This is a genomic window from Bacillus marasmi, from assembly GCF_902168435.1.
Taxonomy (GTDB): Bacteria; Bacillota; Bacilli; order Bacillales; family Cytobacillaceae; genus Bacillus_BU; species Bacillus_BU marasmi.
The window spans coordinates 105,903-122,830 of the sequence record NZ_LR656170.1; the positions used below are offsets into that span (position 1 = coordinate 105,903).

A 16,928-nucleotide genomic window follows, 5' to 3' on the forward strand; every position below is an offset into this window, starting at 1 on the left:
ACCATAGGTTTATGGTACTAGAGAAGTAGAACCGAGGAGAAAGAAATCGACAGGGCTGGATTTTTAATGGAAGCGGATGGTTTAAGCGTGGATTGGGGTTGTGTTGGTTGGTTGTTTTGTTGAGGTGTGGTGTGCATATATTTAGGTTCACTCTAAAAAATTGTGCATATATTTGAAAAGTCGTGCATATATCAAAAAAGTTGTATCATATATTTTTTGAAATGAAGCATATCCACAATTTCCTGTGCATATGACCACTTTCGTGTGCAAATAAATATCCCCAATTAACTCGATTTAATAAAAAACGTACAGAATTCCCCAAAATTGCCCCTCTTCACAAGGAAAATGTGCCCAAATCGAAGCACGAAGCCATAAAACGGGCACGTATACGGGCTCTATGTGACCAAACCGAAGTGCCAAACCATAAAACGGGCACGTATACGGACTCTATGTGACCAAACCGATGCACAAAACCCAAAAACGGGCACGTATACGGGCTCTATGTGACCAAACCGATACTCAAAACCCAAAAACGGGCACGTATACGAGCTCTTTGTGACCAAACCGATACGCAAAACCCAAAAACGGGCACGTATACGGGCTCTATGTGACCAAACCTATGCGCAAAACCAAAAAACGGGCACGTATTCGAGCTCTATGTGACCAAATCGAAGCGCAAAACCAAAAAACGGGCACGTATTCGAGCTCTATGTGCCCAAATCGAAGCACGAAACCCAAAAACGGGCACGTATACGGGCTCTATGTGACCAAACCGATGCGCAAAACCAAAAAACAGGCACGTATTCGAGCTCTATGTGACCAAATCGAAGCGCCCTACCAAAAAACGGGCACATAAACGAGTAAAGGCCGGCAAATTAAACTGCCGGCCTCATTTCATACGATTCTATTATTTATGACGTGATTCTAATACGTTTAATATTTCCGCAAATGGTAAATCCTGTTCGCGCAATAATACTAGTAAGTGGTATAGCAAATCGGATGCTTCCCATTTAAGCTCTTCGTGACTGCGGTTTTTGGCAGCGATAATAACCTCTGCTGCTTCCTCGCCGACCTTTTTAAGGATTTTATCCACGCCTTTTTCAAATAAATATGTAGTATAGGCGCCTTCTGGACGATTTAATTCACGATCCTTAATCACTTTTTCAAGGGTCAATAAGATTTGATAATCAGATAATGTTGGTGTTGGAGCAGCTTCGCTAGAATAAATACTTTCTACAAAACAGCTTACTGTGCCGTTGTGGCAAGCAGGACCAGCTGGCTCAACTAGTACTAATAATGCGTCTTTATCACAATCATATTTGATTTCGTGGATTTTTTGGGTGTTCCCGCTTGTTTCACCTTTGTGCCAAAGCTCTTGACGGGAACGACTGTAAAACCAAGTTTCACCAGTTTCTAAAGATTTTTCTAATGATTCTTTATTCATATATGCTAGCGTGAGGACTTCTTTTGTCGCGATATCTTGAACGATGGCGGCAACTAACCCCTTCTCATCAAACTTAATGTTTTCAATACTCATCGCACAACCACTCCTCTTTCTCTTAAAAAGCCTTTTACCTCTGCAACAGAGGTTTCTTTGTAGTGGAAAATTGACGCTGCCAAAGCCGCATCTGCCTTCCCTTGTTTAAATGCCTCTTCAAAGTGCTCTGCATTTCCAGCACCACCTGACGCAATAACTGGTACTTGAACCGCTTCACTGACTGCCTTAGTTAAAGCTAAATCGAAGCCGGATTTTTCACCGTCGCAATCCATACTGGTTAACAATATTTCACCAGCGCCTCTACTTACTGCTTCCTTAGCCCAAGCAATCACTTCCCACCCGGTCGCGTTTCGGCCACCGTGGGTAAAGACGCGCCAAGAACCTAGTTCAGCATCGTATTTTGCATCGATCGCCACGACGATACATTGCGTTCCGAAAAAGCTAGCCCCTTCGTTAATGATATCAGGATTTAATAAAGCTGCTGTGTTCAATGATACCTTATCAGCACCAGCACGTAAAATTCGCTTCATATCTTCTAATGAATTGATGCCACCACCAACCGTAAATGGAATGGCCAATTCTGAAGCTACTGCTTTAACAACTTCAGTCATCGTTTTGCGACCTTCATGGGATGCAGAAATATCAAGAAATACAAGTTCATCTGCGCCTTGCTCATCGTAAAATCGAGCTAGTTCGACCGGGTCACCAGCATCGCGAAGCTGAACAAACTGAATTCCTTTTACTACACGTCCTTCTTTTACATCAAGGCATGGAATGATTCTCTTTGTAAGCATTATCCCATCACCTCTTCTAGTGCCTCACGAACGGTAAATCTACCTTCATAAATTGCCTTACCGACAATTGCACCTGACACACCTTTATCAAACTGTGATTTCAATACAGTTAAATCCTCTAAAGAACTTACGCCGCCTGAAGCGATAACGCTTTTACCAGTCTCGATTGCCATTTGCACAACTGCATCGACGTTAGGACCGGATAACATTCCGTCGGTTGCAATATCAGTAAATATAAATGTTTCTGCGCCAGCATCTGCAAACCGCTTACCAAGCTCAACAGCTTTCATTTCTGAAGTATTTAACCAGCCGTGTGTTGCAACATAGCCATTCTTCGCATCAATTCCAACAGCGATATGACGACCATACTTACGAATCATTTCAATCGCAAAGTCAGGGTTAGAAACGGCGATGCTTCCAATAATCACACGCTCAACGCCACGCTCTAAATAATGGGCAATATCAGCTTCAGTTCTAATTCCACCACCAATTTGAACATTAGCAGTTAATTTTTGTGCCGCTTCAATTACAAACGTATCATTAACGCGTTTGCCATCCTTAGCTCCATCAAGGTCCACCATGTGAATCCATTTAGCACCAGCATTTGCGAATGCTTGAGCCATTTCAAACGGTGAATCTCCATAAACGGTTTCTTTTCCATAATCACCTTGAAGGAGACGAACGCATTTTCCGCCTCTCATATCAATTGCGGGATAAATTGTAAAGCTCATTACATCTGACTCCTTTCAACAGCCATCTCCGTAAAATTCCGCAACAGCTCCATGCCAAGCTTGCTGCTTTTTTCTGGATGAAACTGCATTCCATATACATTCTGACGACCAACTATTGCCGGAACTTTAACATCGTACTCGGCCTCTGCAATCACAACATCCTTATCTTCAGTCACAACATGATAAGAATGAACAAAATAAACGTGGTTTTCATCGAGACCATTTAATATCGGTGATGGATGTAAATAGGTAAGCTTATTCCAACCCATATGCGGAACCTTGTATAGCTCTCCGCCCTTAGTGTGACCGGCAAAGCGGACAACTCGTCCAGGTAGAATGCCTAGTCCCTTTGTTAAACCGTTCTCTTCACTTTCCTCGAAAAGCAGCTGCATACCTAGGCATATTCCCAATAGTGGTTTGCCACTGTTTACATAGCTCGCAATCATTTCAGAAAGACCGGTTTCATTGAGGCGTTCCATCGCATCCCGAAACGCACCAACTCCTGGTAACAGTAGCGCATCTGCTGTTAACAATTCTTCTTTATTTTCCGAGATAAAATAAGGAACGTTTAGGCGTTCAAGTGCCTTAGAGACACTGAATAAATTGCCCATTCCATAATCAATAATACCAATCATTTACAACATTCCTTTCGTTGATGGAAGAACCCCAATTCGTCTAGGGTCAATTGATGTCGCTTCATCTAAAGCGCGTCCAAGCGCCTTAAAAATCGCTTCGATAATATGATGTGTATTGTGACCGTAATGGACAATGACATGTAGATTCATACGTGCTTCTAACGCCAATTTCCATAGGAACTCATGGACCAACTCCGTATCAAAGGTTCCAACCTTTTGGCTCGGAAGCTCAGCTCGCATTTCAAGATGCGGTCGATTGCTTAAATCGATAACGACTTGCGCTAATGCTTCATCCATTGGAACAAACGCATTACCGTAGCGTTTAATGCCGCGTTTATCACCTAATGCTTCACGAATAGCTTGACCTAAGCAAATTCCAACGTCTTCAGATGTATGGTGATCGTCGATTTCAATATCGCCTTTAGCGTCGACGGTTAAGTTAAAATTACCGTGCTTTGTAAAAAGGTCAAGCATATGGTTAAGAAACGGTACGCTCGTTTCAATATCCGATTGTGCTTCACCATCAATTGACAATTGTAATTTAATGTCTGTTTCATTTGTTTTCCGAACTACTGCTGCCGTTCTTTCCATTTTTGACCCTCCAATATGGATATTAATAATTGTTTTTCGCTTTGCTAATTTCCGTTCCAATTAACAATAAAACAACATCATTCTATTTTTTAAACCGTGCTTCGATGGCTCTGGCGTGGGCTTCTAGTCCTTCAATCCGAGCAAACTCGGCAATTTTCGCCGCGTTTTCATGGAAAGCTGCTTCACTGTACACGATCACACTTGATTTCTTTTGGAAATCTTCAACATTTAACGGGCTTGAAAAACGAGCTGTTCCGTTTGTTGGAAGAACATGGTTTGGACCAGCGAAATAATCTCCTACTGGCTCAGAACTATAGCGTCCGATAAATATTGCCCCAGCATGTCTGATTTTACCCAATAATTCCATTGCATTTTCTGTCATGACCTCTAAATGCTCTGGTGCTAGTTTATTGATTGTTTCCACAGCTTCGTCCATATTTTCTGTCACATAAATGGTTCCATAATGATCAATTGACGCTTGGGCGATTTCACGACGTGGTAAATCCTCTAGCTGCTTTTCAACCTCTGCCGAAACTGCTTCTGCAAGCTTCATTGATGGTGTTACGAGCACACTGCAAGCACGCATGTCATGCTCAGCTTGTGAAAGTAAATCTGCCGCCACTTCGTTCGCACGTGCTGTATCATCAGCTAATACAGCAATTTCGCTCGGCCCAGCTATCATATCTATATCAACATCACCGAATACTTCGCGTTTTGCTAATGCAACAAAAATATTTCCGGGACCGGTGATTTTATCAACTGGTTTGATGGTTTCCGTTCCATAAGCTAAAGCTGCAATTGCTTGAGCTCCACCAACCTTATAGATTTCTTTAGCACCAGCAACATTTGCCGCAACTAATACCGCTGCAGGAATCGCACCGTCTTTCCCTGGAGGAGAGACAACTACAATTCGTTCCACTCCTGCTGTTTGCGCAGGAATAACGTTCATTAGCACTGATGACGGATAAGCCGCTGTGCCTCCTGGAACATATAAGCCAACCGAATCAAGCGGTGTTACTTTTTGACCAAGGATGGTACCATTTTTCTCCGTTGTCATCCAAGATGGGCGAAGCTGCTTTTCGTGAAAAGCACGAATATTGGCAGCCGCTTCCTTGATGATTGCTAATTGATTTTCAGAAATTTGCTCATATGCCGCTTGAATTTCAGCTTCTGATACTAAGAAGGTAGATAATGAGATGCCATCAAATTTTTCGGTGTATTGTTTGAGGGCATAATCACCATTATCGCGGACATCTTTGATGATTGCCTTAACGGTATTTCGCTGTTCTTCCGTTCCAGCTTCAACGGATCTTTTTATCGATATATCTTCGCTAACTTGTAAAATTTTCACTAACTATCATCCTTTCTCTGACACATTAGTCATATCGAGAAACTATTCAATTACCTCACTTAATCGTTCAACTAATTCACCGATTCGGTGATCTTTTATTTGATAGCTGACAGGATTCACAATGAGTCTTGAAGTGATGCCAACGATTTGTTCGTACTCGACTAATCCATTTTCAACTAATGTACGACCTGTAGAAACGATATCCACAATACGGTCCGCTAATCCGATGATTGGAGCTAGTTCGATTGAACCATTAAGCTTAATTACTTCCACTTGTTCACCTTGCTGGCGGAAATAAGCTGCCGCGACCTTCGGATATTTCGTCGCAATTTTCGGTGCCACATTACTCATCGAAGTATTTGGCAATCCCGCAACGGCTAAATAGCATTTACTAATCTTTAAATCTAATAATTCGTAAACATCTCGGTCTTCTTCTAGCATGACATCTTTACCCGCGATTCCTAAATCAGCCACCCCATGCTCGACATAGGTCGGCACATCCATTGGTTTTGCCAGAATAAACCGAAAATTCTCTTCAGGGACATCTATAATCAGCTTTCGTGAATCCTCAAATTCAGGAGGAAGCGCAAAACCCGCTTTTCGAAGCAAATCAGATGCTTCTTCAAAAATACGTCCCTTTGGCATCGCAATTGTTAGCATCGTTTTATTCATTCTACAGACCCCCTATCTTGATTTCCGAGTAAAAAGATGGTGTCTGCAAATTTATTTGTTAATGAATCAATATTTTTTACTCCACTAATATCCTGTAAGACTACCTTTTCACCATTATCCCGCTTTTGATTGGCTAATAGGAATGCCTCCTTGCGGCGTTCCTCACTATAAACAATACACGAAATCGGATCAAGTTGTTCTAACTGCCCAAGCGCTTCAAGAAGACGATCGACACGAACTGCAAAGCCAGTGGCGCCTGTTTCTTTACCGAATTTTTCTAACAAATGATCATAGCGACCGCCGCTCCCTAATGGAAAACCAACATTGCCCGCATATAATTCAAATAAAATTCCGGTGTAATAACTCATATGATTGATGAGCGTGAAGTCGAATTTTACATGCTCTTCCACACCATAATCTGAAATGATTTCCCATAGTTGACGGAGTTGATTAATCGCCTCGCGACCTGCCTCGTTTTCAATTAATTGGTATGCCTTGTCAATCACATCTGTGCCACCGCGTAATTGTAATAAATCATATAAACGTTGCTTATCAATTGAAGATAGTGGCAGTGATTTAACATGCTCGCGATAGCCAACATAGTTCTTCTCATATAAAAACTTCGTTAATGTTTTGACGCGCTCTTCTGTTCCTAAAATCTGTAAGAATAACTCATGAACATAGCCGATATGACCAACTGAAATTTTGAAATCCGCGAGTCCCGCAGCCTTGATGGAAGATGCCATTAAAGCGATTACTTCAGCATCAGCACTTAACGTATTATCAGCGATTAATTCAATCCCGATTTGTTCAAATTCCGCGGGTCTTCCTCCTTCGCGCTGCTGTGCCCGAAATAGATTAGCCGTACTAGCTAAACGTAATGGCAGATCCTTTAACAGCTTTGAAACAGCTACACGAGCAATTGGCGCTGTCATGTCCGGACGAAGTACAAGAGTATGACCTTGCTGATCCAAAAGCTTAAACAGCATTTGGTCTAAAGTAGCTGACGCTGAACCGACCGTATCAAAATATTCAAGTGTTGGCGTTTCAATAAACTGATAGCCCCAGCGTTTCATTTCTTCTTCTAATTTCCGCTTTACCCGTTGCTTTGTTTCATACAAATCTGGTAACGTATCTCTCATTCCAAGCGGCTTTTCAAACATAAATAAACTCATAAGCTCACCCTTTTATATCGACTTTATCTTAGGCTGAAAATAGCCTTAATTACCATCACATTCATAAATTTCTGAAATCCTTTAGTTCGCTAATGTATTACCATGATGAAGTTATATGTAGTGTACCCCTCTTGACAAAAATCGTCAAGCCTTGAAAATTGAAAAAATGCCTATCCCACTAAAACAATTCACCGCGCCACAGCACTGGGGGACAGTCCCCCAGTGCTGTGGCGCGGTGATGTATCAGGGGACAAGCACCCTATTTTATTCTTTGCATCGGGTTTCCTCCGACGAATGCTCCTGGAGGTACGTCCTTGTGGACAAGTGAGCCTGCTGCAACAATTGCACCATCTCCAATTGTGACACCCGGTAAGATGAGTGAGTTGGCTCCAATCATCACTTCATTACCTATCACAACCGGGCCGAGACGATATTCTTTAATTAAGTATTCATGAGCTAGTATTGTTGTATTAAAGCCGATGATTGTATTATTTCCAACGCTAATCAGCTCTGGAAACATTACATCTGGAAAAACCATTAGCGCAAACGAAGTTTTTTCTCCAATCTTCATCCTTAAGAACGTTCGATAAAGCCAATTCTTTACGCTTAGGAACGGTGTATAGCGCGCAATTTGAATCACAATAAAGTTTTTAGCCACCTTCCAAAACGAGACAGTCTTATAAATCTGCCACAAGGAATTAGCCCCTTCTACAGGATAACGCTTCGTATTTCTCATTTATTGCACCTCAAGAATTTGCAAAAGGTCCGTCATTTTTTCTAGCATATAATCTGGCTTGTACTGTTCAAGGATTTCTCTACCTTTTAATGACCAAGCTACCCCAACGGTTTTTGTACCCGCATTTTGTCCGCCGAGAATATCATGGTAGTTATCGCCCACCATGATTGCTTCCTCTGGCTTAGCATCGAGAAGCTCCAACGCCTTCAAAATCGGCTCCGGGTCAGGCTTTATTTTACTAACATGATCAATCGCAATAACGACTTCAAAGAATGGCTCTAATTTTGATAGTTGCAACCCCTTTAATGCCACATCAAGTTTTTTAGTCGTGACAACTCCGAGCTTATAGCCTTTCTCCTTCAATGTCTTCACCGTATCATAAACACCTTCGAATTCCTTAACCAGCAAGTCATGGTGAGCTAGATTATAGGTTCGGTATGCATGAATCATTTCATCGGTTTTCTCTGGATTTAGTTTTTCAAAAACCTCCTTTAATGAAGGTCCCATAAACGGAAGGACGTCCTCACGTGTAAATTGGCTTGGAAAATATTGATCCAAAGTGTGTAAATAGGAAGAGATAATTAAATCATTTGTATCTATTAAAGTTCCATCAAGATCGAATAGAACGGTATTGATGCTATTGTTCATATACGACTGCTTCCTTTCCTTTTGCAAGTTCTAACCGTTTCCAAATCGTCGAAACAACAAGCGTTAATATAATTGCTGAACCTAACCGAATCAACAATAAAGGTAATACCGGTATTCCAAGCGGGATAAAGATAAGCGTATCTTCTATTACAGCGTGGCATGCCATCAAAAATACAAAGGCAAGCGTAATATCCTTCTTGCTCACACCGTCCTCCTTCACCGCTTGAACGACGACCCCCGCCCCATAGGCGAGTCCTAATAACAAGCCTGCTGCTAGTGTGGTAGAAGTATTTTCTTTCATACCAAGGCTCCTTGTTACTGGAGCAAACCATTTGGAAAAGACATCTAACCATTTCAAGTCTTTAAAAATCTGGATGACCACCATGAGCGGTATGACGATGAGTGCAAGTTGAACAATTCCCATTCCGGCTGTTTGGAACCCGTCAAGCAAGACTTCACCAATACCGTTCACTTCAGCATCTCCCTTGACAGAAACTAGTCCATAAACCGCTAGCTCATTTCCACCATGCCAAAGAAGATTAATCAAAAAGGCAGACAGTAACGCAAGTCCAAACCGTACAACTAGTACAAGCCACAGTCTCACACCTACGGCTAACGCAACACCCGTTTCAATCAACATATTATGGGAAAAAGAAAGCATGATAGCTATAGTGAACACTTCTTTAACCGTTAAGTCTAAGGATAAAATCGCACCAATTGACGCATATAAATTTAAAAAATTCCCAATAACGAGTGGTATTGCAGCATCTCCTGACAACCCAAGAACTCCCATCAACGGCGCAATCAAATCAATTACCCATGGAAGAATGGGCGTATGCTTTAAGATAGAAACAATTAAGGTAACTGGAAAAATAATTTTCCCAAACTTCCATGTCGTCTTAAGTCCAACGAAGAAGCCCTTCTTCATCGATGCTAGCATCACTTTAAGTCTCCTCCGTTCATTCATTCCCTTTATCTAAATATCGAACATTGGCTAATCCGCTTTTTCGTCTGTATACAAACAAAGCAGCTGCCAGCAATATTAATCCCATTGAGATGGTTTGTGCCATCCGCAAATTCTCGGTTAACATCAAACTATCCGTTCTCAGCCCTTCAATAAAGAAGCGACCAATTGAGTACCATATCATATAAGAAAGGAAGATTTCCCCTCTCTGCAAATTCACTCTTCGAAGCGCAATCAACAAGATCACTCCTGCGAAATCCCAAAGTGATTCATATAGAAAAGTAGGATGATAATAAGTCCCATTAATATACATTTGATCAATAATAAATGTAGGTAAGTGCAGATTTTCTAAGAATGCTCGTGTTACCTCGCCACCATGTGCCTCTTGGTTCATAAAATTGCCCCAGCGGCCAATTGCTTGTCCAAGAATAATACTTGGTGCAGCAATATCGGCAACCTTCCAGAACGAAATTTGTTTGCTTTTTGTAAAAAAATAAGCAGTTAACACTGAACCAATCAAGGCACCGTGTATGGCAATACCACCATTCCAAATTTTAATAATTTCCCCAGGATGGTTTTGATAAAAATCCCACTGAAACATTACATAATAAATTCTTGCACTAATAATCGCAATCGGTATTGCCCAAACCATTAAATCTGGAAAGGTATCTTTTGGCAAACCACGACGGTCTGCTTCGCGAATCGCTAACCATAGGGCAAGTGCTAATCCCGTACCAATTATCACTCCGTACCAATGCACATCAAATGGTCCGAGTGAAAACGCAATCGGGTTTAGCGGTTGAATATTTTCATTCATGTTCATTTCTCCTTCGTCCACAGTTAGTCCTATTATTTTTAATAATCCTCGTGATCGCCATCTTCTATCGCATCGGTCAGTCGATGGGTAAATTGTTCCGCAGCATTGACACCCATTCGCTTGAGACGGAAATTCATAGCAGCAACTTCAATAATAACGGCAAGATTTCGACCTGGTCGAACTGGAATAGTCAGCTTAGTTATATCTGTATCGATAATTCTCATTTTTTCTTCATCTAAACCAAGGCGGTCATATTGTTTGTTCTGATCCCACAGCTCAAGATTAATAACAAGTGTGATTCGTTTATGACTGCGCACTGAGCCTGCACCGAAAAGCGTCATAACATTGATAATACCGAGACCACGTATCTCGAGTAAATGCTCAATCAACTCGGGGGCATGACCGACTAAAGTATCCTGGTCCTCCTGACGGATTTCCACACAATCATCGGCAACAAGACGATGACCGCGCTTTACCAGTTCAAGAGCCGTTTCACTTTTACCAACACCGCTCTTTCCTGTAATGAGCACGCCGATACCATATATATCAACCAAAACTCCATGTACCGCTGTCGTTGGGGCAAGTTTACTCTCCAGGAAGTTTGTCAAACGACTTGAGAATCTAGTTGTTTTCATCGACGTTCTCAAAACTGGCACGGATTCACGTTCCGATGCCTCGAGCAACTCTTTCGGAATCGGTAAGCCTCGAGTGATAATGATAGCGGGAGTAATATCTGTGCATAGTTGATCCATACGATATGCTTGCTCAGGCTCATTTAGTTTATCAAAAAAAGATAGTTCAGTTTTACCTAATAATTGAATTCGTTCTGCTGGATAATGCTCAAAATAACCAGCTATCTCAATTCCGGGACGGGATATGTCACTAGTTGTAATCGGGCGGTTTATGCCTTCTTCTCCACTGAGCAGTTCCAAGTTAAACTTCTCAATGATATCTTTGGTGCGAACATTTGGCAAAAAAGCCTCCTCCTTTATTTAAGAATCAGGATAAATTATATAGTTTTTATTTTAGCACTTTTTTGTAAAGAACCAAATGAAGTCGTACTTTTGATTTTTATTAACAATTTTTAGTTTTTAAAAGTCTTCCATATCCATTTCGGGTCTCTAAACATATATTAATCACGAAGAAGTATTTCCCGAATACTTTAAACTCAGGAAAGGAGTGGTATGATGAAAATCATGTTAGACGCAGGGCATGGATACGACACACCTGGAAAACGTAGTCCCGATGGTATGCGCGAGTATGAGTTTAACCGCGCAGTCGCTGCATACGCAAAGGGGTTGTTAGATGGCTATCAGAACGTAACTGTTTATTTTGCCCACTCTGACCAAACCGATATCCCTTTACAACAAAGAACAAACAACGCGAATAATTTGCGAGTAGATATTTTTGTTTCCATCCATGCAAATGCTGCTGGAGGTTCATGGAGTAGTGCTGAGGGAATAGAAACTTTCGTATATCCAACAAGACCACAAGGTGCGTTGTCCCTCGCCACCAAAATTCAAAACCAATTGATCAGCAGAACTGGTCTAAGAAACCGTGGGGTAAAAACTGCTGATTTCCATGTCCTAAGAGAAACGAATATGGATGCCGTGCTGATTGAATGTGGATTTATGACAAATCCTAATGAAATTAAGCTCCTCCGTTCAGAAAACTATCGCCGCACTTGTGCAGAAGCAATTGTTGCTGCTCTTGCCGACCATTTTAATCTTGTGAAAAAACCTACGGCGCAACCGGCACCATCACCTTCGCCAACACCAACACCACAAACAGGCTTGTACAAGGTTCAAGTTGGAGCATTTAAACAGAGAAATAATGCAGAAAACCTATCTGCTCGCCTAACCAATGATGGTTTTAATAATTTCATTGTGACTGATAGCGGCTTATTCAAGGTTCAAACAGGAGCATTCCGAAATAAACAAAATGCCGATGATTTAGCGCAAAAACTTAGAAATATTGGGTACCAGCCCTATGTATTCCGCGCATAAACTTCTCGTTTAGCATGTTAGATATTAATAATGCAGAAAAAGCCGACATCCCTAGCTGCCGGCTTTTTCTACGTCTTATATGTCTACTATTCAATTACATTCTTTCTTACTGAAATAGATCCCGTTTTTGTTTCTGCTTCCAGTTTAAACAGATGCGTTGATGGTACCACTGGCTTAAAGTGGAGACTTTTTTGAACGACATCACTTTTCTCAGATACAATTTGGATACCATCCAATTCGACTGCGAAGCTTCCCAAATTCGTTTTTAATTCCCCAGTTACAGCTAATCCGCTAGGAATCGCAAGGTCAATACCGCCAGAGATAGTCTTCGCCTCAATTTCCTCGCAGCGGTCTCCCTTAAGCTTGCAGCCTATATTGCCATTGAAGGATTGTAATTCTAAGCGGGCATAATCGCCCTCCAATTGAATGGCTCCATTTAAAGTTTCTGCTTCTAATTCAGTGATTTTACTTTCACGGATTTTTATTTTTCCGTTTGCCGTTTCTACTTCCATTTTTTCACCGACTAAACCAGTACCACCAATTCTTCCATTCGCTGTTTTAGCCTTTAAGGATTTCACATTTAAGTTTTCAAATCGAATTGGTCCATTAAAAAGACGGATTCTAGCGTTTTCATAATCAGCCTTAGGTAAATAAATCGTTGCCTCAACCTTCATCCACTTAGGTTGCGCGGAAAATCTTAATGTCCCGATATCGACATTAAAAAGAATGTCCCGTAAAAAGCTGGCTCGTGCTTCATCCTGAGATTCCCCACGATAAACCTTCGCCTTACATTCGATTCTTACATCATTTTGATCCCAAGGAATAAATTGAACCGAGCCATTTGCAATGTCTACGTCGATGTTTCTTAGCTCAACGTCGCTTTGCTGGAAAATATGGGAAAGCTCATAACCTTGACCAAAATTAAAATCGAGATCAAAATCTTTAATTTTTTTAAAGGCAGAGTCAACAAAATCAACAATGACATCTTTTAAGGATTGGAATTTATTTTGAAAAGAATCAGTATCCTCCTGCTTACTATCTCCCTGCTTTCCTTCGTCAAATTTGACTACAGTAGAAAGTTCATTCACAAGTTCTTCTTGCTTTTGTTCAACGATTTGCTGTGACTGTTCGAGTTCGTTTAATAGCGACAGTGCTTCATCTGCGGACAGTTTTCCTTCCTCGACCATCTTTAAAATCCGAATTCTTTCCTCTTGCATCCTAATCCCTCCACCTTGGTTCAAATTTATTTTTTCACCATTCTTCATTCTTTAATATGTACGCAAAAAGAAAGGTGAAGTTTCAAAAATGTTGTTGCTGTAGAAAAATTAAAGGATCTAACAGAGCAATTGCATCGCTGTCAGATCCTTAGTAGTAATATATATTATTGGATAAGTTTGTTGATTTCCGCTACAGGCACTACGCTATGATGGATTGCCGAGGGCTTCTTTTTCGGCGATTACATTTGTCATGCGAGCGCGGTCTCGTTCTAAAACTGGTTTTAAATATTTGCCTGTATAGGAATTCGGTACTTTAACAACCTCTTCTGGTGTTCCTGAGGCAACAATGGTTCCACCTTTATCTCCACCTTCAGGTCCTAAGTCAATTATATAATCTGCCGTTTTAATTACGTCAAGATTATGTTCAATTACTAGGACAGTATCACCGTTTTCAACTAGACGTTCAAGTACGACGAGAAGGCGGGAAATATCATCCACATGCAAGCCGGTAGTTGGTTCGTCCAAAATATATAAAGATTTTCCAGTTGAACGACGGTGAAGCTCTGAAGCAAGCTTGACCCGCTGCGCTTCCCCTCCAGACAATGTTGTGGCCGGTTGGCCTAAGGTAATATAACCTAGCCCTACATCAGCAATTGTCTGTAACTTACGACTGATTTTAGGATGATTTTCAAAATAGACAACAGCATCCTCAACCGTCATTTTTAGTATATCAGAAATATTCTTTCCTTTGTATTTTACTTCCAACGTTTCACGATTATATCGCTTGCCGTTGCAGACTTCACAAGGGACATAGACATCAGGGAGAAAGTGCATTTCAATTTTAATAATGCCATCGCCTTTACATGCCTCACAACGGCCACCCTTAACATTGAAACTAAAGCGTCCCTTCTTATAACCACGTACCTTCGCTTCATTTGTTGACGCAAAAACATCACGAACATCATCAAACACGCCGGTATAAGTTGCCGGATTCGACCTTGGTGTCCGTCCAATTGGTGATTGATCAATATCAATGACCTTATCTAATTGTTCAATCCCCTTGATTTCTTTGTGCTCACCAGGTTTAATTTTAGCTCGATTAAGCTTTTGCGCTAATGATTTATGAAGAATCTCATTGATTAATGTACTTTTACCAGAGCCAGATACACCCGTTACAGCAATAAACATTCCTAGTGGGATTTTTACATTAATATTTTTTAAGTTGTTTTCTTTAGCACCTTTAATTTCAATGTAACGACCATCCTGGTTGCGGCGCTCGATTGGAAGTGGAATAAACTTCTTCCCGGCTAAATATTGGCCGGTTAATGAGTTGGCATCAGCCATCACTTCCTCTGGTGTCCCTTGTGAAATAATCGAGCCACCGTGTACACCAGCCCCTGGTCCGACATCAATTAAGTAATCCGCGGCTAACATCGTGTCTTCGTCATGCTCGACAACAATCAAAGTGTTACCAATATCGCGCATATTTTTTAGCGAACTGATGAGTCTGTCATTATCGCGTTGATGAAGACCAATTGATGGTTCATCTAGGATATACAAGACTCCGGTTAAGCGTGAACCGATTTGCGTGGCGAGACGAATTCTTTGTGCTTCTCCGCCTGAAAGTGTCCCAGCTGCACGGCTAAGGGTTAAATAATCAAGTCCTACATTTATTAGGAAGCCTATGCGTTCTTTAATTTCCTTAAATATTTGATGGGCAATTTGCATCTCTTTCTCAGTCAGTTCAATATTCTCAAAGAAGCGATAAGCATCCCCAACTGAAAGTGAAGTAATTTCGCCGACATGTTTACCGGTAATCAATACTGCCATTGCTTCCTTCTTGAGGCGGTAGCCTTTGCAGGTTGGGCAGTAATGGTGCGCCATATATTTCTCCATTTGCTCACGGATAAAGTCTGAGCTTGTTTCCTTGTGGCGCCGTTCGACGTTACGAATGACTCCTTCGAATTCGATATAGCCTTCGCGCATTTGACCAAAGTCATTTTCGTAATGGAAAAAGATTTTTTCTCCGTTTGAGCCATAAAGAATTTTTTCTAGTAAATGCTCTGGAATATCCTTTACTGGAGTGTTCATATCGACACCGAAGTGGTCACATGCCGCTTTAAGAAGTTGTGGGTAATATTGCGAGCTGATTGATTCCCACGGTGCAATGGCATTTTCATTTAAGGTTAACTCACGGTTCGGAATGATTAAATCCATATCGACCTCTAGCTTGGCACCAAGTCCATCACAATCAGGACAAGCTCCGAATGGACTGTTGAACGAAAACATGCGCGGCTCTAATTCACCGATTGAAAAACCACAATGTGGGCATGAATGGTTTTCGCTAAACAAAAGCTCCTCTTCACCAATTACATCAATAAAAACATTACCTCCGCCTAGTGACAGAGCAGCTTCTAATGAATCTGCAAGGCGTGTCGCAATACCTTCTTTAATGACAATCCGGTCGACTACTACTTCAATCGAATGCTTTTTGTTCTTATCCAATTCAATTTCATCGCCGAGGTCATACATTTCACCATCGATGCGGACGCGGACATAACCTTGTTTTTTAATATCTTCAAGTGTTTTGACATGAGCACCTTTTCTACCTGAAACAATCGGACCAAGAATTTGCATTTTTGTTCGTTCAGGATACTCTAAGATACGATCGACCATTTGCTCAATCGTCTGCGAAGTGATTTCGATTTTATGAATCGGACATGTCGGCCGACCTACTCTAGCAAATAATAAACGTAAATAATCATATATTTCGGTAACAGTCCCCACCGTTGAACGTGGATTCCTGCTGGTTGTTTTTTGGTCAATTGAAATGGCAGGAGAAAGGCCTTCAATCGAATCGACATCCGGTTTATCCATTTGCCCTAGGAATTGCCGTGCATATGCCGATAACGATTCCACATAGCGCCGCTGACCTTCAGCATAGATCGTATCAAAAGCCAAAGAGGACTTCCCAGAACCAGAAAGTCCTGTTAATACAACAAGCTTATCTCTCGGAATGGTGACATCAATATTTTTTAAATTATGAGCCCTGGCTCCTTTAACGATGATTTTATCCATTGCCATGTTATTACG

The 16,928-nt window shown here is 41.3% G+C and carries 16 protein-coding genes; 1 reads left to right on the forward strand and 15 read right to left on the reverse strand.

Annotated elements, in window-relative coordinates; translation table 11 throughout:
• Window positions 1-907: 907 nt before the first annotated feature.
• The 13 genes from hisIE to hprK all read right to left on the reverse strand — a co-directional run bounded on the left by hisIE (window position 908) and on the right by hprK (window position 11,586).
• Window positions 908-1,537, reverse strand: coding sequence for a bifunctional phosphoribosyl-AMP cyclohydrolase/phosphoribosyl-ATP diphosphatase HisIE (hisIE, locus tag FXW34_RS11095; protein WP_147534059.1), 630 nt, complete (start codon window positions 1,535-1,537; stop codon window positions 908-910).
• Window positions 1,534-2,292 carry an imidazole glycerol phosphate synthase subunit HisF gene (hisF, locus tag FXW34_RS11100; RefSeq protein ID WP_147534060.1) on the reverse strand — a complete coding sequence of 253 codons (759 nt, stop codon included), beginning with the start codon at window positions 2,290-2,292 and terminating at the stop codon, window positions 1,534-1,536. The genes hisIE and hisF overlap by 4 nt, the downstream gene beginning before the upstream one ends.
• Window positions 2,292-3,023: a 1-(5-phosphoribosyl)-5-[(5-phosphoribosylamino)methylideneamino]imidazole-4-carboxamide isomerase gene (gene hisA / locus FXW34_RS11105; RefSeq protein WP_147534061.1), complete on the reverse strand. Its 732-nt coding sequence runs from the start codon at window positions 3,021-3,023 to the stop codon at window positions 2,292-2,294. The genes hisF and hisA overlap by 1 nt, the downstream gene beginning before the upstream one ends.
• Window positions 3,023-3,658, reverse strand: a complete 636-nt coding sequence (hisH, locus tag FXW34_RS11110; protein WP_147534062.1) for an imidazole glycerol phosphate synthase subunit HisH — start codon at window positions 3,656-3,658, stop codon at window positions 3,023-3,025. Before hisH ends, hisA begins: the two co-directional genes overlap by 1 nt.
• Window positions 3,659-4,249 carry an imidazoleglycerol-phosphate dehydratase HisB gene (gene hisB, locus FXW34_RS11115; protein WP_147534063.1) on the reverse strand — a complete coding sequence of 197 codons (591 nt, stop codon included), beginning with the start codon at window positions 4,247-4,249 and terminating at the stop codon, window positions 3,659-3,661.
• Window positions 4,250-4,331: 82 nt separating this feature from the next.
• Window positions 4,332-5,600 carry a histidinol dehydrogenase gene (gene hisD, locus FXW34_RS11120; protein WP_147534064.1) on the reverse strand — a complete coding sequence of 423 codons (1,269 nt, stop codon included), beginning with the start codon at window positions 5,598-5,600 and terminating at the stop codon, window positions 4,332-4,334.
• 42 nt (window positions 5,601-5,642) lie between these two features.
• Window positions 5,643-6,272, reverse strand: a complete 630-nt coding sequence (gene hisG, locus FXW34_RS11125) for an ATP phosphoribosyltransferase (RefSeq protein ID WP_147534065.1) — start codon at window positions 6,270-6,272, stop codon at window positions 5,643-5,645.
• Window positions 6,269-7,447 carry an ATP phosphoribosyltransferase regulatory subunit gene (locus FXW34_RS11130; RefSeq protein WP_147534066.1) on the reverse strand — a complete coding sequence of 393 codons (1,179 nt, stop codon included), beginning with the start codon at window positions 7,445-7,447 and terminating at the stop codon, window positions 6,269-6,271. The genes hisG and FXW34_RS11130 overlap by 4 nt, the downstream gene beginning before the upstream one ends.
• 259 nt (window positions 7,448-7,706) lie before the next feature.
• Entirely contained in the window at window positions 7,707-8,183 is a 477-nt protein-coding gene (locus FXW34_RS11135) for an acyltransferase (RefSeq protein WP_147534067.1), read from the reverse strand.
• A complete protein-coding gene (ppaX, locus tag FXW34_RS11140; protein ID WP_147534068.1) occupies window positions 8,184-8,831 on the reverse strand; it encodes a pyrophosphatase PpaX in 648 nt (215 codons plus the stop codon). It abuts the gene before it with no gap.
• Window positions 8,821-9,771, reverse strand: a complete 951-nt coding sequence (locus FXW34_RS11145; RefSeq protein ID WP_425457429.1) for a nucleoside recognition domain-containing protein — start codon at window positions 9,769-9,771, stop codon at window positions 8,821-8,823. Before FXW34_RS11145 ends, ppaX begins: the two co-directional genes overlap by 11 nt.
• Window positions 9,772-9,790: 19 nt before the next feature.
• Window positions 9,791-10,612: a prolipoprotein diacylglyceryl transferase gene (gene lgt / locus FXW34_RS11150; RefSeq protein ID WP_147534070.1), complete on the reverse strand. Its 822-nt coding sequence runs from the start codon at window positions 10,610-10,612 to the stop codon at window positions 9,791-9,793.
• 38 nt (window positions 10,613-10,650) lie between these two features.
• The gene (hprK, locus tag FXW34_RS11155) at window positions 10,651-11,586 is read right to left on the reverse strand and encodes an HPr(Ser) kinase/phosphatase (RefSeq protein ID WP_147534071.1); all 936 of its coding nucleotides are present in this window, start codon (window positions 11,584-11,586) and stop codon (window positions 10,651-10,653) included.
• Window positions 11,587-11,799: 213 nt separating this feature from the next.
• Here hprK and FXW34_RS11160 point away from each other — a divergent pair, with 213 nt between their 5' ends.
• Window positions 11,800-12,618, forward strand: coding sequence for an N-acetylmuramoyl-L-alanine amidase (locus FXW34_RS11160; protein ID WP_147534072.1), 819 nt, complete (start codon window positions 11,800-11,802; stop codon window positions 12,616-12,618).
• A gap of 86 nt (window positions 12,619-12,704) precedes the next feature.
• Here FXW34_RS11160 and FXW34_RS11165 read toward each other — a convergent pair whose 3' ends face one another.
• On the reverse strand, window positions 12,705-13,835 hold the full coding sequence (locus FXW34_RS11165; protein ID WP_147534073.1) for a DUF4097 family beta strand repeat-containing protein: 1,131 nt from the start codon (window positions 13,833-13,835) through the stop codon (window positions 12,705-12,707).
• 204 nt (window positions 13,836-14,039) lie between these two features.
• The gene (uvrA, locus tag FXW34_RS11170; protein ID WP_147534074.1) at window positions 14,040-16,919 is read right to left on the reverse strand and encodes an excinuclease ABC subunit UvrA; all 2,880 of its coding nucleotides are present in this window, start codon (window positions 16,917-16,919) and stop codon (window positions 14,040-14,042) included.
• Between the last annotated feature and the right edge of the window lie 9 nt (window positions 16,920-16,928).